General features: G+C 35.9%; 15 protein-coding genes. 8 read left to right on the top strand and 7 right to left on the bottom strand.

Annotation, left to right across the window (positions count from 1 at the left end):
- Positions 1 to 22: 22 nt before the first annotated feature.
- Together H7U22_RS08865 and H7U22_RS08860 are read right to left on the bottom strand one after the other, a co-directional pair.
- Complete coding sequence (locus H7U22_RS08865) at positions 23 to 868, bottom strand: metallophosphoesterase family protein (RefSeq protein WP_187070986.1); 846 nt, start codon at positions 866 to 868, stop codon at positions 23 to 25.
- Positions 869 to 1,025: 157 nt separating this feature from the next.
- Complete coding sequence (locus H7U22_RS08860) at positions 1,026 to 3,311, bottom strand: GH92 family glycosyl hydrolase (RefSeq protein ID WP_187070985.1); 2,286 nt, start codon at positions 3,309 to 3,311, stop codon at positions 1,026 to 1,028.
- Positions 3,312 to 3,497: 186 nt separating this feature from the next.
- Between H7U22_RS08860 and mnmA the strand changes: the two genes are divergently transcribed.
- Both mnmA and aqpZ read left to right on the top strand, forming a co-directional pair.
- The gene (mnmA, locus tag H7U22_RS08855; RefSeq protein ID WP_187070984.1) at positions 3,498 to 4,589 is read left to right on the top strand and encodes a tRNA 2-thiouridine(34) synthase MnmA; all 1,092 of its coding nucleotides are present in this window, start codon (positions 3,498 to 3,500) and stop codon (positions 4,587 to 4,589) included.
- A gap of 331 nt (positions 4,590 to 4,920) precedes the next feature.
- Positions 4,921 to 5,628, top strand: a complete 708-nt coding sequence (gene aqpZ / locus H7U22_RS08850; protein ID WP_187070983.1) for an aquaporin Z — start codon at positions 4,921 to 4,923, stop codon at positions 5,626 to 5,628.
- Between the two features lie 116 nt (positions 5,629 to 5,744).
- On the opposite strand, the gene H7U22_RS08845 is transcribed toward aqpZ, so the two are convergent.
- Complete coding sequence (locus H7U22_RS08845; RefSeq protein WP_187070982.1) at positions 5,745 to 6,260, bottom strand: glutathione peroxidase; 516 nt, start codon at positions 6,258 to 6,260, stop codon at positions 5,745 to 5,747.
- A 156-nt stretch (positions 6,261 to 6,416) separates the two neighbouring features.
- On the opposite strand from H7U22_RS08845, the gene H7U22_RS08840 reads away from it, so the two are divergent.
- The 3 genes from H7U22_RS08840 (at position 6,417) to H7U22_RS08830 (ending at position 10,759) form a co-directional block, all read left to right on the top strand.
- A complete protein-coding gene (locus tag H7U22_RS08840; RefSeq protein WP_187070981.1) occupies positions 6,417 to 7,490 on the top strand; it encodes a serine hydrolase domain-containing protein in 1,074 nt (357 codons plus the stop codon).
- A 132-nt stretch (positions 7,491 to 7,622) separates the two neighbouring features.
- Positions 7,623 to 10,184: a type I DNA topoisomerase gene (gene topA, locus H7U22_RS08835; RefSeq protein ID WP_187070980.1), complete on the top strand. Its 2,562-nt coding sequence runs from the start codon at positions 7,623 to 7,625 to the stop codon at positions 10,182 to 10,184.
- A 170-nt stretch (positions 10,185 to 10,354) separates the two neighbouring features.
- Entirely contained in the window at positions 10,355 to 10,759 is a 405-nt protein-coding gene (locus H7U22_RS08830) for a hypothetical protein (protein WP_187070979.1), read from the top strand.
- A 117-nt stretch (positions 10,760 to 10,876) separates the two neighbouring features.
- Here the strand turns inward: H7U22_RS08830 and H7U22_RS08825 are convergent, their stop codons facing one another.
- Entirely contained in the window at positions 10,877 to 11,302 is a 426-nt protein-coding gene (locus H7U22_RS08825; RefSeq protein ID WP_187070978.1) for a nuclear transport factor 2 family protein, read from the bottom strand.
- 132 nt (positions 11,303 to 11,434) lie between these two features.
- Here H7U22_RS08825 and H7U22_RS08820 point away from each other — a divergent pair, with 132 nt between their 5' ends.
- Both H7U22_RS08820 and pbpC read left to right on the top strand, forming a co-directional pair.
- Positions 11,435 to 17,026 carry an alpha-2-macroglobulin family protein gene (locus tag H7U22_RS08820; RefSeq protein ID WP_187070977.1) on the top strand — a complete coding sequence of 1,864 codons (5,592 nt, stop codon included), beginning with the start codon at positions 11,435 to 11,437 and terminating at the stop codon, positions 17,024 to 17,026.
- 358 nt (positions 17,027 to 17,384) lie between these two features.
- The gene (pbpC, locus tag H7U22_RS08815) at positions 17,385 to 19,766 is read left to right on the top strand and encodes a penicillin-binding protein 1C (protein ID WP_187070976.1); all 2,382 of its coding nucleotides are present in this window, start codon (positions 17,385 to 17,387) and stop codon (positions 19,764 to 19,766) included.
- A gap of 99 nt (positions 19,767 to 19,865) precedes the next feature.
- Here pbpC and H7U22_RS08810 read toward each other — a convergent pair whose 3' ends face one another.
- Positions 19,866 to 20,558, bottom strand: a complete 693-nt coding sequence (locus H7U22_RS08810) for a lysoplasmalogenase (protein ID WP_187070975.1) — start codon at positions 20,556 to 20,558, stop codon at positions 19,866 to 19,868.
- The gene (locus H7U22_RS08805) at positions 20,548 to 21,765 is read right to left on the bottom strand and encodes a sterol desaturase family protein (RefSeq protein WP_187070974.1); all 1,218 of its coding nucleotides are present in this window, start codon (positions 21,763 to 21,765) and stop codon (positions 20,548 to 20,550) included. Before H7U22_RS08805 ends, H7U22_RS08810 begins: the two co-directional genes overlap by 11 nt.
- Positions 21,766 to 21,994: 229 nt before the next feature.
- On the opposite strand from H7U22_RS08805, the gene H7U22_RS08800 reads away from it, so the two are divergent.
- The gene (locus H7U22_RS08800; protein WP_187070973.1) at positions 21,995 to 22,345 is read left to right on the top strand and encodes a single stranded DNA-binding domain-containing protein; all 351 of its coding nucleotides are present in this window, start codon (positions 21,995 to 21,997) and stop codon (positions 22,343 to 22,345) included.
- Positions 22,346 to 22,390: 45 nt separating this feature from the next.
- Here H7U22_RS08800 and H7U22_RS08795 read toward each other — a convergent pair whose 3' ends face one another.
- Entirely contained in the window at positions 22,391 to 22,897 is a 507-nt protein-coding gene (locus H7U22_RS08795) for a very short patch repair endonuclease (RefSeq protein WP_187070972.1), read from the bottom strand.
- Between the last annotated feature and the right edge of the window lie 348 nt (positions 22,898 to 23,245).

Below are 23,245 nucleotides of genomic sequence, written 5' to 3'. Positions count from 1 at the left end.
TTAATTGGTGATGAATTTTAGATTAAAATTTAGTGTCGTTTAGCACAGGGTTTTGACTTGCATTTACTTGAAAGGTCGAAATCCTATTATCCTCACCAACTTCAACAATTCTGTAGCCCTTGTAGGCAGTTCCCCAATTTCCGCCAATGTGCGAGTCAAAAAAATGTGGCAGTTTGTTAGTGTAAAAAACAGCATCTAAACTATGATCATGCCCATGAAAAACAGCTTTAACGTTTGTATAACTGTGGAGCAATTTTATCGTATCCGGACAATCTACAAAAGGACTTTCTGGCACCCAAAAATGTGGTGGGATATGCAAAATAACAAAAACAGTATCCAGAGATTTAAATTTATCCAACTCGGTTTTTAAGAATACGTTATCAGGACAAATATATTTTCCAGTGGTATCTGAGGTATTAGCCAAAACGAATCCGACTCCATTTTTTTCGAAAGAGAAATTATCTTCATATCCAAAAACCGATTTCCAGATTTTGGCATCGGCGTGATCATGATTTCCCGGTATCGCGTAAAACGGAACTTTTAATCGATCATAATATTCCTTTTTTACTACGGATAAGAGCTCTGGCTGATCATGAACTAAATCGCCGTTGATAATTACAAAATCAAGCGGATTTTTACTGTGCGATTCATTTAACCAACGAACAATATTTTCATGATCTGTTTTAAAATCAGTTCCCAGTTGTCCGTAATGCCCATCAGAAGCAATGGCAAAACGAAGCTTAGTTTTTTGGTTTGAGACTTCAGTTTCAATGCCTACCGGTGAAGCAAATGATGAAACCACAGGATTTAGACTAGCCAGAACAACACCAGCTACACTACTTTTTATAAAAAATCGTCTGTTTGACATTTTTAGCATCTTATTAATTATCAATATTATAAAACCAATGTTATCAGCTGGTTAAATTTAAATAACTAATCTGCTACAATCAAATACGAGAAAAAAATCATCTCACAAAAAAACCGCTGATTAACTAACCAGCGGTTTAAGTACTTGGGATGTGTAATTATTTTTTCGGTGAAGAAGACATATAAAAAGTCAACTTACCACCATTTGTTAAATCTGAATGTTTGATAAAAGGTGTACTCAACTCTTTACCGTTTAATAAAACTTTAGATACATAAACATTTTTATCGCTTTGCTTAATGGCTTCCACGGTAAAAGTTTTTCCGTTTTCTAAGTTTAAAACCGCATTGTTTACCGAAGGACTTCCCAACGCATAAACATCAGAACCCGGAGAAACCGGATAAAACCCTAAAGAAGAGAACATATACCATGCACTCATTTGCCCACAGTCGTCATTTCCACCCAAACCATCAGCCGTAGGCTTATACTGCATATTTAAAATGTGGCGAATTTGAGCCTGAGTTTTCCAAGGCTGATCGGTCCAATTGTATAAATAAGCTATATGATGCGCAGGTTCATTTCCATGTACATAGCCACCAATAATTCCTTCGCGGGTAATGTCTTCTGTGTGTGCAAAAAATTCATCAGGCAAATGCATCGTAAATAAAGTATCTAAACGTTTGGCAAATTTTGCCTTACCACCCATCATTTCAATTAATGCAGCAGGATCATGCGGAACAAAGAAACTATAGTTCCAGCTGTTTCCTTCAATAAAACCCTGTCCTTCAGTATCTTTAGCATCAAATGCTTTTTTAAATGTTCCATCGGCTAATTTTGGGCGCATAAAACCAATTGACTTATCGTAATTGTTTTTCCAGTTGCCAGAACGTTTTATAAATTCATCATAAACATCCATTCTATTTAACTTTTTAGCCAATTGTGCAATAGCCCAATCATCGTAAGAATATTCTAAAGTATTAGAAACCGAAACACCACTTTTCTCAGCAGGAATGTATCCCAAGTCCATATAATAGCCAATACCTTCGTAATCACGATGTTTTGCTGTCGCGATACAGGCATCTAAGGCCTTATTTGGATCGCCATTGTAAGTACCTTTAATAATTGCATCAGAAATTACAGAAACACTGTGGTAACCGCTCATACACCAATTATCATTAGCATAGTGCGACCAAATTGGCAACATATGCAAACTACTTTGATCGTAATGCGCCATCATCGATTTTACCATATCGTTACTTCTGCTCGGTTGCATAATATTAAAAAATGGATGCAAGGCTCGGTAAGTATCCCAAAGAGAGAAGGTTGTGTAATTTGTAAAACCATCTGCCTTATGCACACCTTGATCTAAGCCTTTATACTCTCCATTAACGTCTGTATAAGTTGTCGGGTTGATAAATGCATGATAAAGTGCAGTATAAAAATTGATTTTATTATCGTTTGATGAGGTAATTTGAATTTTATTTAATTCTTTATTCCATGTGGCTTGAGCCTGCGCTTTAACTTTTTCAAAATCCCATCCAGAAATCTCCGTACGCATATTTTGTAAAGCATTATCCTGACTCACTGGAGATAAGGCAAACTTAATTTTAATTTTTTCGCCTTCCTGAGTATCAAAATCAAAATACATTTTCAGCTTTTTACCAGCAATTTCTGGGAAATTTTGATCTTGGTTAAATTTACCCCAAAAACCTCTATAAGCTTGTTTGGCATCATAACTTTTTCTTCCATAACTCTTAAATGGCTTAGAAAAGCTCATTGCAAAATAAACTGTTCTGGTTCTACCCCATCCATTGGTTTGGCGGTAACCCGTTAGTAAAGTATCGTTTACCACACGAACATAAGTCCATACGGTTTTCTCGTCATAATTATAAATCCCGGCCATCAAATCTAAAATAATATGCGATTGATCTGATTTTGGGAAAGTATATTGATGCATTCCAACTCTAGTTGTAGACGTTAGCTCAGCCGTAATGTTATCATCATCTAACTTCACTTTGTAATAACCCGCTTCTGCAACTTCATTAGCATGAGAGAAAGAAGAACGGTAACCACCTTTAGGATTTGATGCTGTTCCTGGATTTAACTGAAGTTTGCCTTGAGTTGGCATAATTAAGAAATCACCCAAATCTGAATGCCCAGTACCACTAAAATGTGTGTGACTGAAACCTGTAATTGTTTTGTCCTCATATTTATAACCAGCGCAATATTTGTACACATCGCCATTATACTTGCCACCAACTTCGTAAGATAAGGTGTCGGTTTCAGGACTTAATTGCACTGCGCCAAAAGGCACAGTTGCTCCAGGATAAGTATGTCCCATTTTTTCGGTTCCGATAATAGGCTTTACATACTGCACCAAATTCTGCTGTGCTGATGCTGCAAGAGCCGAAAGCAAAAGACAAGGCAGGATAATTCTTTTAATCATATCAATTTAAAATTTAGCTTATTTTTTGAAAATTCTAAGGTATTAATTTTTGTGCTAATCTGCGCATAAAGGCAAACTAAAACGTTTAATCAACAGAAAAAATACAATCAGCTTTTTACAAGTTACTGACTTCCTTTAAATAATTTCAATTAAATAAACCTTATTTTTGCAACCAATAGATTTAAAATGAGTAAACACGGTAGAATTCTGGTAGCCATGAGTGGCGGGGTTGATAGTTCGGTAGCAGCGGTAATGTTGCATGAGCAAGGTTACGAGGTTATTGGCTTAACCATGAAGACTTGGGATTATGCCACATCTGGCGGAAGCAGCAAAGAAACAGGTTGTTGCTCATTAGATAGCATTAACGATGCCCGTACGCTAGCCGTAAATTATGGTTTCCCACATTATATATTAGATATCCGCGATGAGTTTGGTGATTATGTTATCGACAATTTTGTAGATGAATATTTAGCGGGAAGAACACCAAATCCTTGCGTTTTATGTAATACACACATTAAGTGGGAAGCTTTATTAAAACGTGCCAATAAACTGGATTGCGAATTTATTGCAACCGGACATTATGCAAATGTTCGTCAACAAGACAGTGGTCGCCATGTAATCTCGAAAGGTAAAGACGAAAACAAAGATCAATCTTATGTACTTTGGGGCGTTTCGCAAGAAAATCTTTCGCGTACCAAATTTCCTTTAGGAAGTTTTGCAAAATCTGAAATCAGACAAATGGCTTTGGATATGGGACAAGAAGAATTGGCAAAAAAATCAGAGAGTTACGAGATCTGTTTCGTTCCTGATAATGATTACAGAGCTTTCTTAAAACATAAAGTAGAAGATTTAGAGGATAGAGTGGCTGGCGGAAATTTCATTTTAAGTAATGGAATGATCGTTGGACAACATAAAGGCTATCCATTTTACACCATTGGTCAACGTAAAGGCTTAGGCATTGCTTTTGGCGAGCCAATGTTTGTTACGCAAATTTTACCCGAAAGTAATACAGTTGTTTTGGGCAAAGCCGATGAATTGGAACGCAAAGAAGCAATGGTTAGAAACATCAATCTTGTTAAATATGCTAGCATTGAAGAACCTATGAACGATATAATTACCAAAATCCGGTATAAAGATGCCGGTATGTTGAGTACAATTGTTCAAGAGAAAGATAGAATGCGGGTAGTATTCGATCATAATGTTTCAGCGATTGCGCCAGGGCAATCGGCCGTTTTCTACGAAGGAAATGATTTGCTTGGAGGTGGTTTCTTAGTTTAAGAATAAGAAATATATAAAATTCAAATCCCAATCCGCTAGCCTGATTGGGATTTTTGTGTTTAAAAGCAATTTAACATCTTGAATTGATGTTAAGGGATGAACCTTTTAAATTTCGAAAAATTAAATTGGTTCGTGGAGACACGAACCAAGGCATCGAGAACCCAGCCGTGGTACGTGCCTCCACGTACCAACTAAATGCAAAATAGGCAAGGCATTTTAAAACCACTTATAAAATATTCCTAAAACCTCTATAATCTTCAATTTTTATTTACTTTTGATTTACATCGTCCCTGTAATTTTTTCTTTTAAAACCTTTTAAAAATATAATTATATGGAAATCTCTAAATTTTCAAAATTTACTGCCGAATTTCTCGGAACTCTAGTATTGGTACTAATGGGCTGTGGTAGCGCCGTAATTGCTGGCGCAAATGGCACTACAGGAGTAGGCTTATTAGGAATATCTTTTGCTTTTGGCTTATCGGTGATTGCAATGGCCTATGCAATCGGCCACATTTCGGGTTGCCACATTAATCCTGCAATCTCTATTGGTATGGTTGTAGCTGGGAGAATGAAAATTACTGAAGCTGCATATTATATAGTAGCTCAAATTTTAGGTGCAATTGCTGGTGCTTTTATCTTATTACAAATCGCATCTGGAAAACCGGAATATTCTCTGGCCACAAACGGACTCGGGCAAAATGGATTTGATGCTTTATCTCCTCAACATTACAGCTTACACGCTGGTTTTATTGCAGAAATTGTATTAACCTTTATCTTCTTATTGGTAATTTTTGGCTCTACATCTACCAAAAATATTAATGGTGGTTTTGCTGGTTTGGCCATTGGCTTAAGCTTGGTGCTTATTCACATTGTGGGCATTCCGGTAACTGGCGTTTCAGTTAATCCTGCCCGTAGTATCGGCCCTGCCCTTTTGGTTGGCGGACAAGCAATTAGCCAAGTTTGGTTATTTATTGTAGCGCCGGTTATTGGTGCTATACTGAGTGCTGTAGTTTGGAAATTTGTACTGGAAAGAAACTAGTTAGCAAATAAAAAAGGTAAAATGGGGTATGGATTTATAATCCATACCCCATTTTACCTTTTAAACTATTTTGAGATATAAAACTAATCCATTTTACATTTCAAGTACGTAATCAATTATAAGTTCTTTACAATCGCTTCATCTAAAGGTTTTGTTTTAGAACGGAAACGGTGTACCAATTCACCTTTTTCATTAATTAAGAATTTTTCGAAATTCCACTTAATATCGCCTTGCTCTTCTGTTCCTGGCTGAGTGGTTAAATACTTAAATAATGGACTAATATCATCGCCTTTTACACTGCTTTTCTCAGCTAATAAAAAGGTTACATTATATTTTCCAGTACAAAATTCTTTAATTTCGGTATTGGTAGAAAACTCTTGACCGCCAAAATTACCTTCAGGGAAACCAATTAAAACCACTTTTTTACCATATTGCTTGTGCAATTTCTCTAAATCTTCATATTGTGGAGTAAAACCACATTTAGAAGCTGTATTAACAATAAGGATTTTCTTGCCTTTAAATTTTGATAGTTTTACTTCTTTACCATCAATAGTTTTAAAGCTGAAATCGTAAACATTTTTTGGCGGCGTGGTTACCAAAAAATTTAATAGGATGAGGATAGTGTTTATCATTGCTGTTTTATTTTATATACGAATATAAGGAGAAATAGTTTTCAGATAAGTAATGATGTTGTAAATAATACAATGAGTAGAGATTATGTAACTTAAACATAAAATTAAACCTTCCCTGTAAACCTTTGTCGAAACAAGAAATCAAACTGTATTATTATGAAGAAAATTCAACTCATGCTATTAATCATTTCGATTTCATTTTTAGGATGCAAAAAACGAATTGATGATCCGCCTTCAAGTCAACCTGATCAAATGTATTTCCCGCCTAACAATTCTACTGCTTGGGAAACTAAAGCTTTTACAAGTTTAGGATGGAAACAGAGTGCAATAGAAGATTTAAAAAAATTCCTCACTGAGAAAAACTCCAAGTCATTTATTATCCTTGTAAATGGCCGAATTGTTTTAGAAGAATATTTCAATGGGCACACCCCAACGGATACTTGGCCGTGGAATAGTGCGGGCAAAACTCTAGTAGCTACCGCAACTGGGATAGCTCAACAAGAAGGGCTCTTAAATATAAATAATCCGGTATCACAATTTTTAGGTGCAGGATGGACGAATGAACCAATGGCCAAAGAAAACCTAATTACTGTAAAACATTTGTTAACCATGACATCAGGACTTGATGAAAGTAGCGATCTGGTTATAAAATCTAAATTAACATACGTAGCGGATGCTGGAACTCGATGGGCTTACGCTAACGTTTTCCAAAAATTAATGGATGTAGTTTCCGTTGCAAGTAAACAGAGCTACGAGAGCTATTTTAATGATAGAATAAAAAATAAATTAGGTATGGACGGCTTTTGGGATGATGGACTGATATTCAAAATATACAACAGTAATACCCGAAGTATGGCTAAATTTGGTTTGCTTGCACTAAATAATGGCAAATGGAATAATGAGCAAATAATTAATCCATCATTTTTTTCTGAGAGTATAAAATCATCACAAAATATCAATCCTTCATATGGTTATTTGTGGTGGTTAAATGGTAAAACGAGTTATATGATTCCGGGTAGTCAAACCATTTTTCAGGGATCATTAGTACCAAATGCGCCAATAGATATGTATGCCGCTATGGGTGCTTCAGATCAGCGTATTTATATAATCCCAAGTAAAAATATGGTTGTTGTAAGAATGGGTAATGCATCAGATCCGGCGAATCCATCTTTTGCAGTTTCAGGTTTTGATAACAGTCTTTGGCAGAAAATAAATGCAGTCATAAATTAGGTACGAAATAAGGTATTTTTGGCTTTTTTAAACTCAAATCTTTATAATATTTAATAAATAAATTGTATTAAATACTACACAAGTTTTGATTTATGCTTTAATTATAGCTTTATTTGCACAAAAACGTATTTCATGGCCAAAAACTTATTAATCGTCGAATCACCAGCTAAAGCTAAAACTATAGAAGGCTATCTAGGTAAAGATTTCCTTGTGAAATCTAGCTACGGCCACATTCGGGATTTAGTTAAGGGCGATATGGCGATTGATATTAAAAATAACTTCGCCCAAACTTACGAGGTACCTGCAGATAAGAAAAGTATGGTAGCCGAACTCAAAAAACTAGCTAAGGAAGCCGAAATGGTATGGCTAGCATCCGATGAGGATCGTGAGGGAGAAGCAATTTCTTGGCACTTATTCGAAACTTTAGGCCTAAAGGAAGAGAAAACAAGAAGAATCGTTTTTCATGAAATTACCAAACCAGCCATTTTAAAAGCAATAGAAAGTCCTAGAGGAATAGATTATAATTTAGTAAATGCACAACAGGCCCGTCGGGTTTTAGATCGATTGGTTGGTTTTGAACTTTCGCCAGTTTTATGGAAAAAAGTAAAACCCTCGCTTTCTGCAGGTCGAGTTCAATCTGTTGCTGTACGTTTAATTGTAGATAGAGAAAGAGAAGTTCAAAACTTTAACGCTTCTGCTGCTTACAAAATTACAGCACAATTCTCTACAGGTAAAGGAAAAGAAATTGTAAAGGCAGAATTGCCACAACGTTTCGAAAGCGAAGCTGATGCGGAGAAATACTTACAAGATTGTGCAAACGCAAAGTTTGATATTACCAGCTTAGAAACTAAGCCTGCAAAACGCAATCCAGCTGCGCCTTTTACAACCTCTACCCTACAACAAGAAGCTTCGAGAAAATTAGGTTTTCCTGTAGCTAGAACTATGCAGGTTGCGCAAAGACTCTATGAAGCTGGGAAGATTACTTATATGAGAACGGATTCGTTAAACTTATCCGAAACAGCTTTAAATGCGGCAGCGGCAGAAATTAAATCTGCTTATGGCAACCAATATCATCAACAAAGAGTTTATAAAACAAAATCTGCAGGTGCACAAGAAGCTCACGAGGCCATCCGCCCTACTTATTTCGATAGACATACCGTTGATGGTGATATTTCTGAGAAACGTTTGTACGATTTAATCTGGAAACGTTCAATCGCATCGCAAATGAGCGAAGCTTTGTTCGAAAAAACAACTGCTCAAATTACTGCTTCTACTAGAAAAGAACATTTAGTAGCTGAAGGTGAAGTTTTAAAGTTCGATGGTTTCTTAAAAGTTTATCTGGAATCTACGGATGAAGAAGATGGTGAAGAAAAAGAAGGCGGTTCAATTTTACCCCCTTTAGCTAAAGGCCAAGAATTATTTTTAAAAGAAATGCAGGCAACCGAGCGTTATTCTCGTCCGCCGGCAAGATATACAGAAGCAAGTTTAGTAAAAAAATTAGAAGAACTTGGTATTGGCCGACCATCTACTTACGCACCAACCATTTCTACAGTTCAAAACCGTGGTTATGTGGTTAAAGAAGATAGAGATGGTAAACAGCGCAAGTTTACAGCTATTGTTTTAGCTGATGGAAAAGTAAGCAAGGATCTTAAATCTGAAATCACTGGAGCCGAAAAGCAAAAATTATTTCCTACAGATATTGGAGAAGTGGTAAACGATTTCTTGGTTGAACACTTTAAAGGTATTGTAGATTTTAACTTCACTGCGAAAGTGGAGAAAGAATTTGATGAAATAGCACAAGGTTTACAAGAGTGGACCAAAATGTTGCATTCTTTTTACAGTCCTTTTCATAGTGAAGTAGAAACTACTTTAGAAACTGCAGAACGTGCTACTGGAGAACGCCTATTGGGTTTAGACCCAGCAAGTGGCAAAAACGTTTACACTAAGGTTGGTAAATTTGGTCCGTTAGTTCAAATTGGCGAATTAGATGAAGAAGAAAAACCGCGTTATGCGAGTTTAATGCGAAGTCAATCTGTAGCTACAATTACTTTAGAAGATGCGTTGGAATTGTTTAAACTTCCTTTCCAATTACCTGATTTTGAAGGCAAAGAAGTGATGATTGGAGTTGGTCGTTTTGGTCCATACGTTAAATGGGGCGAAGCTTTTATTTCTCTTCCTAAAAACGAAGAACCTTTAGCGGTTACTTACGATAGAGCAGTAGAAATTATTAAACAGAAAATGGATGATGATGCACCAATTGCTCATTATGAAGGTTTAGGCGTTACAAAAGGCAAAGGTAGATTCGGTCCGTTTATAAAATGGAATGATTTGTTTATCAATATCCCGGCTAAAGGTTACGATTTTGATAATTTAACTCAAGAAGATATTGATACTTTAATTGGCAAAAAAGTAGAAAAAGAAGCCAATCGTTTTATTAAAGTTTGGGATGAAGAAAAAATATCGATCGAAAATGGTCGTTGGGGACCTTTTATTCGTTTTGGTAAATTGATGCTTAAACTTAGATACAACGAAGCTACCAAACAAAAATACACACCAGAAGAATTGGTAGATGTTGATTTGGAAGTGATCAAGAAAATGATTGTTGAGCAGGTTCCCAAAGCTTTTGAAACAAAAAAGAAGGCTCCAGCTAAGAAAAAAGCACCGGCAAAAAAGGCTGTGGTGAAGAAAAAATAATCAGGATTAAAGGATTTTAACTAAGATTACATGATCTTAGGATTACCGAGATAGTTGAGAAAATCTTGTGTTTACAAAAATCTATTTTTTATAAAATTTAAGTGTAAATCGGTTAGTTGTTTTGAAACAATTAACCGATTTATTCAGTTTAAACAGATAAACATATTACCTTGAAAGCCGATTTACCAGAAAATACAGTTGAAGATATTGCAATGGCCGTAGTGCTAATGAGCGAAACTCCAGAAGTTAAAAACTGGACTGTTTATCTCGTTAACCTAAAGAATGAGCCAATAACCAATGTTTTAATTAGCTCTAAAGGTTATGGTGAAAAAGATGGCAAGCCAGTTAAAACTTCTGTTTTAAGGCATTTCTTGGGCGATATGGCCGCCAATGATTTTAAAGGCGTTGAGGCAATTGATCCAGAGGTTTTCGGGCTGACTAACGAATACTGGTTAAGCTATTACATCGGTTCTACCATTTTTGATAAGAAATTTATCTTCCTACCAGAAAGCATAATTGATTTTAATTTGATTAAAATTCCATTGGTGAACAGACCTGGGGTTATGATTAAGTGATTATTGGTTCATAGTCATTGGTTCATTAGTTCACTAGTCATTAGTTCATTAGTCATTGGTTCCTTGGTAAATTATACGCATACCATGTAACAAATAAATCCAGGGTGATATAAAAGATTAAGGCACTTTAACTGCTTGTCTACCAATCAACTTCCACCCTGTTTTCTCTTTGCTCCAAATTAAAAGGATATACAACTTCACATTTCCGGGAACATTCTTATCATTTGTTTTGGCATTTAGCGTATGACGAACCAAAGCTGTTTTATTTTGAACAACAACGGTTTGATCCGTTAGATTGATCTCAACAAAATCAGATTCTCCCGAAAGTAATGAATGAATAAATTCCTGCTTGGTTTGAATCTTTCCTCCAGAGTGGCCATAACTTAAATTATTTAAAATCATTTTATCCAAGGCCAAGCTATCTGGGGCCACCATTAACTTGGTTAATTTGGTAACAGCGTCTTCTACATCAGCCTTTTGCGCAAAACAAAAACTTATAGAGCAGAACATCAGGCAGGTGAAAATCAATAATTTCTTTATCATATCTGGTTATTATCGGGTTGATGGATGTAAACTTATCTAAATGAATGCGAAGGAACAAATCAATTCTTCAAAGTTTTAAAATAATTTCATTTAACGGTAATTTTAGTTAATTTTCATAACATTTAATCAGATATGGAAAAGCCGTCTACCTACCAATCATCCAACAAAAAGAAATTTATTTTCATCGCCGTACTTGCCGTTTCTATAGCAGCGATTGTATTTATTTATTTCAATCGAAAGAAAAAAACGAATGAAATAAATCAGGCATATGCCAAATACATTGAAGCATACACTTCGGGCACCATTTCCAAAAAGAGCTTTATTCGCGTCCATTTGGCCAATCCAGCTCAAGGTATGCAAGATTTGGGCAAAGCCGATTCTAGAGATTTGTTCGATTTCTCCCCTTCAATTTCTGGAAAAACCTATTGGATAGATCCACAGACGATAGAATTTCGTCCTGATGAAAATTTAAAGCCGGGCAAAAACTATGAAGCAACCTTTAATCTTTCTCAAGTTTCGGCTACGGAAAAAGGATTGGAAGATTTTGATTTCGAATTCAAGGTGATTACTCCGGGCATAATACTTACCCAAAAAGGTTTAGTGTCTCAAAACAATACTTCATTGGATTACATGAAGTTAACTGGCGAGGTTTCAACTTCTGATGTAGAAGAAACACAAGCGCTCGAAAAAACTATCGAAATAGATTTCGATCAAAAACTGCACATTAAATGGCAGCATGATCCTGCAAAAAACACGTCGAAGTTTACTGTAGATAGCATAAAAAAGAAAAGTGGTGATCAAACTTTAAAACTCTCTTGGAATGGAGATGCAATCGATGCTGATCAAAAAGGCGAAGAAGAAATCCGAATTCCGGCCATAAATAAATTCGAGATTTTGGATCTGAAAGCCATTCAAGGTGAAGAAGATTATGCTTTAGTACAGCTTTCTGAACCGGTTGGGGTTGGTCAAGATTTAACAGGTATGATTACACTCGGCAATTTGAGTGATTTAAGATATACAATTGATGCAAGTCAGGTTAAAATTTATGCTCCAGAAGAGTTAAAGGGAGATTATACCTTAACAGTTAATGCAGGTGTAGAAAACATTAATCAGAAAACATTGCAGACTGGCAAAACAGCAAACTTGGTTTTCGAAGATAAAATCCCTTCGGTAACCATTGCAGGCGGTGGCTCTATTTTGCCAAATTCTGGAAAATTGGTCCTTCCGTTTGAAGCAATCAATTTAAAGGCTGTTGATGTAACTGTGATTAAAATTTACGAGAACAACATCCCTCAGTTTTTCCAAGCGAATAGTTATAAAGATGGAAATGAATTGAGAAGAGTTGCCAAGCCAATCTTACAAAAAACAGTTCGATTGGATGAAGACAAAGCCCTGAATCTGCATAAAAAGAATCGCTTTACCCTAGATTTGGATAAAATGATTCGTACAGAACCTGGCGCTATGTATCGGGTTACAATCGCTTTCAGACAAGATTACAATGTTTTCAACTGTAAAGCTGAAGAGGAGAAAACAGAAAATGATGAAGAAGGTGGCTATTATGGTGGAGATGAAAGTTATGGAGAAAAAATTGATGAAGACGACGAGTTTTGGCAACATTATAGTAATTCTTATCCAGAAAACTACCGTTGGAATGATAAGGATAATCCTTGTACGCCATCTTTTTATACAACAGAACGCTGGGCGAGTAGAAATTTAATTGCCTCGAATATTGGTTTAGTAGCCAAAAGAGGAAACGATAATAGCATGCTGATTATTGCTACCGATTTGCTAACAGCAAAACCACTAAGCGGAGTTAATTTGGATTTGATGGATTATCAAAAACAGATTATTTATTCAGCAAAAACGGATGGCGATGGCTTGGCTTCCTTTGATTTAAAAAAACAACCTTTCTTGTTAATTGCTAAAAATGGTTCGGAAAGAGGCTATTTAAAATTAGATGATGGAAGCTCTTTACCCTTAAGTAGATTCGATGTTGGCGGTGATGTAGTTCAAAGTGGATTAAAAGGATTTATATACGGAGAAAGAGGCGTTTGGCGTCCTGGAGATAGCATTTTTGTGTCTTTCGTATTGGAAGATAAGCTAAAGAAACTACCAGCCAATTACCCAGTTACCATGGAGTTTTACAATCCAAAAGGTCAGCTCTACAAAAGATTAATTAACGGCAAACCGCTTAATGGATTTTACACTTTTAAAACGGCCACTGAAAATACAGCACCAACAGGTGATTGGATGGCAAAAGTAAAAGCTGGTGGCGCAACATTTACAAAAACCATTAAGGTAGAAACGGTTATGCCAAACCGCTTAAAAATTGATTTCAATATTGGAGGCAAAGCTTATTTAACTTCAGGAACTTCTGCTTCTACCCTATCTGCTAAATGGCTTTTCGGCGCTGTTGCGCAAAATTTGAAAGCGAAAGTTGATGTAAACTTAAATACAACTGAAACCAAATTTAAGGGTTTTGAAGGTTTTAGTTTTGATAACCCAACGGTTAACTTTCAATCGCAGATTAAAACCATTTTCGAAGGAACTTTAAATCAGAATGGAACAGCTCAAATAAACACGAATCTAAATGAAAACAATACGGCACCGGGTGTTTTAAGGGCAAATTTCACCACTAAGGTTTTCGAACCAGGAGGCAATTTCAGCATCGATAATTTTAGTATTCCGTATCATGTTTACAGTAGTTATTTGGGCATCAAACCCGAAAAAGGCGATAAGTTAAGCGGGATGTTGGTTACCGGAAAAGACCATAAAATTGAAATTGTAAATGTAAATACTGATGGGAAATTACTTGGCGGGAGTAAAACCGTTCAAGTAGAGCTTTATAAAACGCAATGGCGTTGGTGGTGGGAACAAGATAGTCAATATACTTACGCCAACTTCACCCAAAATCAATACAATAAACTCATCTCTACCAATCAAGTAACCTTAACAAATGGAAAAGGAAGCTGGAATTTAAGAGTGGATGAACCTGAATGGGGGCGCTATTTAATTTTGGTTAGAAATGCAAATGGTGGTCACGTTACCGGAAAATCAGTTTATGTAGATTGGCCGGGATGGGCACAACGTGAGCAAGGAAGCAATCCTACAGAAGCTTCAATGTTATCATTCACGGCAAATAAAGAGAAATTTACTGTTGGTGAGGACATAACATTAACTATTCCAACAGGTAAAAATGGAAGAGCTTTAATCTCCATAGAAAACGGAAGTCGGGTTTTAAAAACCTTTTGGGTTGATACAAAATCTGGACAAACGCAATACACTTTCAAGGCAGAGAAAAATATGGCGCCAAATGTTTTTGCAAACATTACTTTATTGCAACCACATGCCCAAACGGTAAATGATTTGCCGATTAGAATGTATGGAGCCATCCCTATTTCTGTGGAAGATCCACAAACTATATTGAAACCAACTATAAAAATGGCTGATAAAATTAAGCCAGAAACTGAAAATACGATTACCGTTGGGGAGCAAAATGGAAAGGCCATGACCTATACAATTGCTCTGGTAGATGAAGGATTATTAGATTTAACCCGTTTTAAAACACCTGATCCGCATGGCGCATTTTATGCTAGAGAAAGTTTAGGTGTTAAAACATGGGATTTATTTGATTATGTGATTGGCGCTTGGGGCGGAAACCTAGAAAGAATTTTAAGTATAGGTGGTGATGGAAGCATCAATAAAAATTTAAATCCTGCAAAAGCGAATCGTTTTAAAGCAGTTGTTAAGTTTATGGGGCCTTTCGCCATTGACAAAGGGGAAAGTAAAACACATAAATTTAAGCTGCCACAGTACATTGGGGCCGTTAGAGCAATGGTTATAGCTGGCCAAGATGCTGCTTATGGTTTTGCGGAGAAATCTGTTCAGGTTAAAAAGCCTTTAATGGTTTTGGCTACACTACCAAGAGTAATCGGTCCAGGTGAAAGTTTTACCTTACCAGTTACGGTTTTCGCAACAGAAAGCAATCTAAAAAATGTTTCAGTTCAACTACAGGCAACTAATTTAATTGTTCAAGGCACAAATAAACAACAGCTTTTCTACAAACAGACTGGCGAACAAATGGCTTATTTTGAAGTTAAGGCGCCAAATACTGTAGGTATTGCAAAAGTTAAAGTAATTGCACAAAGTGGTTCGGAAAAAACAGAGTATGATGTAGAAATGGACATCAGAAATCCAAATCCATATATTACAAATGTGGTTTCAGCAACTGTTCAACCACATCAAAAATGGGCGGTTACCTACTTACCTATCGGAATGACAGGAACAAATTCGGGTACACTTGAAGTATCTTCCATTCCTGCAATAAACTTGAGTAAAAGGCTAAGTTATTTAATTCAATATCCACATGGATGCATTGAACAAACAACTTCAGGAATTTTCCCTCAATTATTCTTGGATAGATTAAGTGCCTTAAGCGAACAACAAAAAGCCACCACAGAAAGAAATATTAAAGCTGGAATTAACAGACTGAAAGGTTTTCAAACGCCGGATGGAGGTTTATCTTATTGGCCAGGAGAAGGAAGTTCTGATGAATGGGGAAGTAATTATGGCGGTCACTTTTTAGTTGAAGCACAAAACTTGGGCTACACCTTGCCTGTTGGTTTAATGGATGAATTGTTGCGTTTCGAAAAAACAAAAGCAACTAATTGGGCTCCAAACAGTAATAATTTTTATGGAGGAGATTTGTCTCAAGCTTATCGATTATACGTACTTGCGCTTGCAAAAAAACCAGAAATGGCGGCAATGAATAGATTGAGAGCATTCCAGTATTTATCCGTTGCAGCGAAATGGCGTTTGGCAGCAGCCTATAAACTTGCTGGTCAAAATGATCTTGCACAAAATATGATTAGAGGTTTGGATGCTACCGTTCAACCCTACAACCAACTTGGCGGAACTTATGGTTCTGACGTGAGAGATGAAGCCATGATTTTAGAAACCTTGACATTGCTTGGTCAGAAAGCTAGAGCAGCATCTTTATTACAACCTTTGGCAGCGAAACTAGGAGAAGATACATGGTACAGCACACAAACTACAGCCTATAGTTTACTGGCCATCGCGAAGTTCTGTGGCTCAAATCAATCTTCTAACAAACTGCAATATCAGTACACTTTGGATGGAAAATCTGCACCAGTTAATTCTAATCAATATCTAAATAGTAGTGCTATTAATTTTAAGGGCAATACAACTTCAGTAACAAATAATGGAAATAATGTGCTTTTTGTTCGATTGGTATTGCAAGGTCAGCCTGTTGCTGGTCAGAATAATTTCTTACCAAACAAACCTGATGTATTGGGCATGAGCGTTGCTTATAAACGCTTAAATGGAACACCTTTAAATCCAACAACCTTAAAACAGGGAACAGATTTTTATGCAGAGGTTACCATTAAAAATCCTGGTAAAATGGGTTATTATGAGCAAATGGCCTTAACGCAGATTTTCCCATCGGGTTGGGAAATTATAAATACCCGCGTAAATGACAATCAAAGTATTCTGGCTTCTTCTCCTTTTACTTATCAAGATATTAGGGATGATCGGGTTTTCACTTATTTCAACATTAAAGAAAATGAAAGTGTAGTTTATAAGGTTTTGTTGAACGCATCTTATTTGGGTAAATATTATTTATCAGCAGTACAATGCGAAGCGATGTATAATAACAATATTTCTGCAACCGAGAATGGAATGTGGGTGCAAGTGGTGAAGTAGAGAAATTAGCTTGCGAAGTTTTGGAGGTCAAAAGATGGGACAATACTTCGCAAGTTTACAACCATAACATTTTTTCGAGTAAGATTGCTTCGTGCCTCGCAATGACGTGTAGGGCGGTCGTCATTGCGAGGCACGAAGCAATCCAACGAACGGTCAGTGCTTGTATGCTCAATTGCCTCGGTTCGTGTCTCCACGAACCGAAATACAACAACACTATCACAACCTTGGCCATACATTAATGATTAAAAAACGAATAAAACCAAAAGACAATTTTAAAAAAGCAGTAAATTTTTCCATAATAGATACATTTAATAGATATCAATTCGAAGTGAAAAATGTTACCCGTTAAAAAGAATAAATGATAAAAAAACTTCGAATATTTCTTGTTACAGATTTAATTTTTATCGTTTTGCTTTTGGCTTTTCTTTTTTCATTGCCTTCAAAACTTTTTAAGTCGCCTACCTCCTTTGTTATAGAAGCAAGCAACGGAAATTTACTCAGTGCATCAATTGCTAGCGATGGCCAATGGCGATTTCCTGTGGCAGATAGTGTTCCAATAAAATTTAAAGACTGCATTATCGCATTTGAGGATAAGCGTTTCTACAATCACTTCGGAATGGATTTTTTAGCCATGAGCCGAGCCATGAAACAAAACCTTAAGGCTAAAAGTGTGGTGAGCGGTGGAAGTACGTTAACCATGCAAGTAATTCGTTTATCGCGAAAAAAAGACAGAACCATTTGGCAAAAACTGTACGAAATTGTGCTAGCCTTTAGATTAGAATTAAAATTTTCAAAAGAAGAAATCATCAATCTATATGCCTCCAACGCACCATTTGGAAGTAATGTAGTTGGTTTAGAAGCTGCAAGTTGGAGATATTATGGAAGAGATGCCAAAACCCTTTCTTGGGGAGAAATGGCTACTTTAGCGGTACTCCCTAACAGTCCATCTTTAGTCCATCCCGGAAAAAACGCTGATCGTTTAATTAGAAAACGCAACGATTTATTAGATAAATTAGTTAAATTAAAATACATCGATCAAACTACGGCTAACTTATCCAAGCTCGAACCTGTTCCGGGTAAACCATTACCCCTACCTCAAAATGCACCACATTTGCTAAATAGGTTTAAGGCTGAACGAGCTGATTTAGAAATAAAAACGACACGAATTATATCCACATTAAATGAAAATCTTCAACTTAAGGTTAATGCCATTTTAAAAAGATATAATAATCGCTACCGAGCTAACGACATTAACAACATCTCTGCTTTAGTGCTTGATGCAAAAACGGGAACCGTTGTAAGCTACGTTGGAAATATCTACCAGCCAGATCAAGCATTTTTGGAAAGTCATGTCGATATGATCAGAGCACCTAGAAGCCCTGGAAGCACATTAAAACCTTTATTATATGCAAGTATGATGAATGATGGCTTTATTTTACCCCATACTTTAATTCCAGATATTCCGACACAAATTGCGGGTTACTCACCCCAAAATTATGATCTTGGATATGATGGCGCAATTGCAGCTGATAAGGCACTTAGTAGATCACTTAATATTCCAGCGGTTAAAATGTTGCAACAATATAAATATGAACGCTTTTACGATAAACTTAAAAAACTTGGAATTGGAACCTTAAATCAACCTGCAGATCATTATGGACTATCTTTAATTTTAGGTGGAAGTGAAGTGACCATGTGGGATTTGGCTAATACTTACATGGGAATGGTGAGGACATTAAATCATTTTAACACCTATAAAGGATTATATAATCCTGATGATTACAAACCTGCAAGCTATTTTAAAACTGAAACTAAAGAGAACAAAGATTATCAAAGAAATTCTTTTCTTGATCATGGTGCTATTTGGTCAACTTTCAATGCCATGGAAGAAGTAATGCGCCCAGGCGACGAAGGTTTATGGGAACAATTCTCTTCTTCACAACGTGTAGCATGGAAAACAGGCACAAGTTTTGGCTTTCGCGATGCTTGGGCAGTTGGATTAACGCCAAATTATGTAGTTTGTGTTTGGGTGGGCAATGCAGATGGCGAAGGTAGGCCGGGTTTGGTTGGGATTGAAGCGGCCGCTCCCGTTCTATTCGATATTTTTAAACAATTGCCAAACGGAAAATGGTTTGAAACTCCTACTACAAAACTTAAGAAAATTAAGATTTGCAAACAGAGTGGTTATAAAGCTGGAGAAAATTGTGCGGACATTACTGAAGAGCTGGTTCCAGTTGCAGGCGAAAAAACTATGATTTGTCCATATCATAAATTAATTCACTTAGATAGAACTGAGCGTTTTAGAGTTACCGATCAATGCGAAAGTGTAACCAACATGCAACATAAAAGCTGGTTTATTTTGCCTCCAGCAATGGAATATTACTACAAAATTAAAAATAGCGATTATAAAATCTTACCTCCATTTATGGCCGGCTGTGATAATTCTGGAGGTAACAATGTAATGGAATTAATTTATCCAAAAAATGGCGCTACGGTTTATATTCCTTTAGAACTAGACGGATCAAGAGGTAAAATTGTCCTCAATGCAGCACATAGAAATTCATCATCCAAAATTTACTGGCATATTGATAATGAATTTGTAGCCACCACGACCAATTACCATCAATTGGCTATTAGTCCGCCACCGGGCAAACATACCCTTACGCTTGTTGATGAAAATGGGGAACGATTGGTACAAGTTTTCACTGTTTTGGACAAGGATAAAAAGCAGAAAAACTAAACCAATAATAAATTAACCACAGATGGGTACAGATAAACACGGATTTAGATTCTCATTTTTACCCAAGAATATAACGTTAAATAACAGATTAGAACACAATTAAATCTCCGTTTTCGTAACTACCAACTTTCTTTCTATCGTTCCATAAACTATTAAATATTGAGCTATCATATAAGTTGCCATAATTAATGCGCCACTTTGTGGAATTGGATCCGCAAATTTATTTACAGCCAAAGCACTATCAGAGAGCAAGAAAAATAAAGCACCATATAAAATCATTTTAAAGCTTAAAATATTAACCTTGCCGTAACGATTCACAGCCATTACGGCCATAATCGTGATGATGATTGCATACATTAAAACTGGAAATTGCATTCCTCCAAGTCGAGGTTGGAGGTAAAAAAACAAACCTGCACAAAAAACCCCAAAAGCACCAACTGCCCATAAAAAGTATGGATTTTTTTTATTTGGATTTGATTTATGATCCAAGGTAAATGCTCGAATGTAAAAAATATGGCAAAGTAAAAAAGCAATTAAACCATAAATGAAAAAGCTGGTTCGGCCGGTTTGGAAAAGCAATAATACATCTCCAGCTAAACCAAAAATTAAGCCTGTAAAAATTCTTTTATGAAATCGACCTTTCAAATTTGTGCTTACAAAGAGCCATACTAATAGTGTGATTACTATTAAGGGTTTTGAAAAAGTTCGTAAATTATTATTGTCTGAATATTCTGCGTATAGCTGAATGAAAAATACAGTTAAAAAAAGAAATGAAAATATCTTAGTTTTCATCAGGATTGAGATTTACTTTTTGAAGATTAAAGAACCAAATTACGGATATTAGCTGAATGCAAGTAAAAATAACTTGATATCCAATAGGAAATTTAAGGAGAATTATTAAAGTAACGCCTAGCAATAATCTAAAATATTCGAACTTTATTTGCCATTTTTTCTGCTCCAACAATGCTCCACAGGTTATTAGAGTTAATAAAGTAAAGAGGGTTCCCGCAACCAGCGGTGTAGATTGCATTTTGGAGTAAGAAAATAAAATAGCTGAACCTGCACTTAAAGCCACAATAAATTGCACCAATACATAACCAGTTAATTTAGATTGATAAATAGGATCATATTTTTTATAAGTAATGGAATTTATTTCTGGCGCATTTTGGAAACCTCCTAAATGAGCTGGAAACCAACCTGGCGGTTTCAAAAAGACTTTAATTTTGTCTATTATTTTTGGCGATTGCTTGGCTGTATTAATCAAATCATCCCAATAATGAAGATTTGCCCATATTGGATTCCAACTGGCCAAAGGTTTGGTTATTCCGTAGTAAACTTCTTCTTCTTCTTTTTGGAAAGTGCCGAATAATCGATCCCATATAATTAATGTGCCCGCATGGTTTTTATCAATATATTTCGGATTGGAACCATGATGCACTCGATGATGTGATGGCGTATTTAAAATATATTCTAACGGTCCCATGGTTTTTATCGCTCGCGTATGAATCCAAAATTGATAAAGTGTATTAAAAGAGCTCAACGTTAAAAACATAATGGGGTCGAAACCTGCAAATGCCAAGGGCAGATAAAAAACCCAACTAAACCAACCTTGAAACCAACTTTGCCTTAAAGCAACGGTTAAATTATATTCTTCGGATTGATGGTGAACAATGTGCGCCGCCCAAAGTGCATTTACTTGATGGCTCATTCGATGAAACCAATAATAAAAAAAATCTACCCCAATAAATAGTAAAATCCAAACCCAAATGGTTTTGGGCATTTCGAAAAAACGCCAATGCTCATAAATATATTTATAGCCAAAGAACAAGGCCGTTTTCATAAAAATACCGGTAAGCTGTTGCCCTATTCCCTGACTTAAGTTAGCTATACTATCATTTAAACGATAATAATTTAGCTTTTTATAAAAATTGTAGGCAAGTTCAATTCCAATCAGAATAAAAAAAACAGGAACAGATAAAGCGATGTAATCTACTTTCATATTAGGATAATAAGGCTATACTTGGTTAGATCAGTTTTCTGTTTTGTGCTGTCAGAAATATTGAACTTTACAATTTAAGCAATATTCATGTTAAGATAAAATCTCCTTCAAGTAATATTTGTGTTCATTTCTATTCAGAATTGCTTTTCAAAAAAATCGTCTTTACATTTGTTTATAAGCTAATTCGATTTTTAACGTTTTGACTTTGCCAACCATTCATCCCATCGCTATGAAAAAGTTATCTCTTGTATTCCTTATTCTTTTTGCAAGTTATTTTGTTAAAGCTCAAACCTTAATATTGGCAAAAGATGCTAAAGATTATATCGGTAAAACGGTAACCATTTGCGATTCTGTTTACAGTGCGAAAGCGTTAGATAAAGTAACTCTAATAAATCTTGGAGGCGCTTTTCCGAAAGAATTAATAACAGTTGTGGTGAATAAGGAAGATCTTACTAAATTCTCTTCAGCGCCAGCAAGTATGTATTTAGGTAATAATATTTGCGTTACTGGTATAATTACTGAGTTTAAGGGAAAAACTCAAATTGTAGTTACCGAACCGAAGCAGATTGTGGTTAAATAGCATAAGGATTGAAATCTGATTGCAAATTTCTGAAACATTTAAGTTTTACAAGCTAGACATTGGCACCTTCCCCATTTTCGCAGCCTCTACATAAAGCAATACCTGATTTACACAGGCACCAATATTTTGTTTAACTTCATGCTCCCAAAAACGCATTACCGTATAGCCCATCAAACTTAATCGCTCGTTAACGTATTTATCTCTCTGAATATTTCGTTCGATTTTAGGAATCCAAAAGCTTGTATTCTTTTTTAAATTTTGACGGCGTTGTGCCCAGTTATATCCATGCCAAAAATCGCCATCAACAAAAATAGCAAGTTTATATTTATTAATTACAAGATCTGGTTTCCCAGGAACTGTTTTGGGGTGTAAACGGAACCTAATGTGTTGAGCCCAAAGTGCTCTTCTCAGTTTTAGCTCTGGAACACTATTTTTAGAACGAATTTTAGACATGTTTCTACTTCGCTGTTCTGTAGTGTAGAAACCTGCACTTTCTTCGAAGCGCGGTACTTGTATAACATCGTTCTCTTTAGGATATGGTTTTGGTTCCATATACTTATAACTCGAAGTTAAAAGATTTGTTTTTGGCTAGAAAAAAGAGACTTAATAAAGAGATCAACCTATCTGCACCTCTTTATTAAAAGAGGGCAGTTTTGGTTGGAGCGTTAACATTAAGGGTATGTTCTCTTTAATATCTTATCCATGTTTATGTTTTCCGAGCGATTGTGCTTTTTTGGTCGGCAGAAAACTAATTCTACCGACCTCCCAAGCATAGATATCCTTATTATCTATTTCGAAGATTGGAAAAGGTTTTTAAATCTCATAACGACTTATACAGATGGCATTAAATCCGTTATAGAAATACGTTTTGCCGTGATAAAATCAAAACTTCTATTTTGG

Source organism: Pedobacter fastidiosus, from assembly GCF_014306625.1.
Classification (GTDB): Bacteria; Bacteroidota; Bacteroidia; order Sphingobacteriales; family Sphingobacteriaceae; genus Pedobacter; species Pedobacter fastidiosus.
Note: the sequence above shows the minus strand (reverse complement) of the source record. Positions and strands in the feature narration are given on the sequence as shown.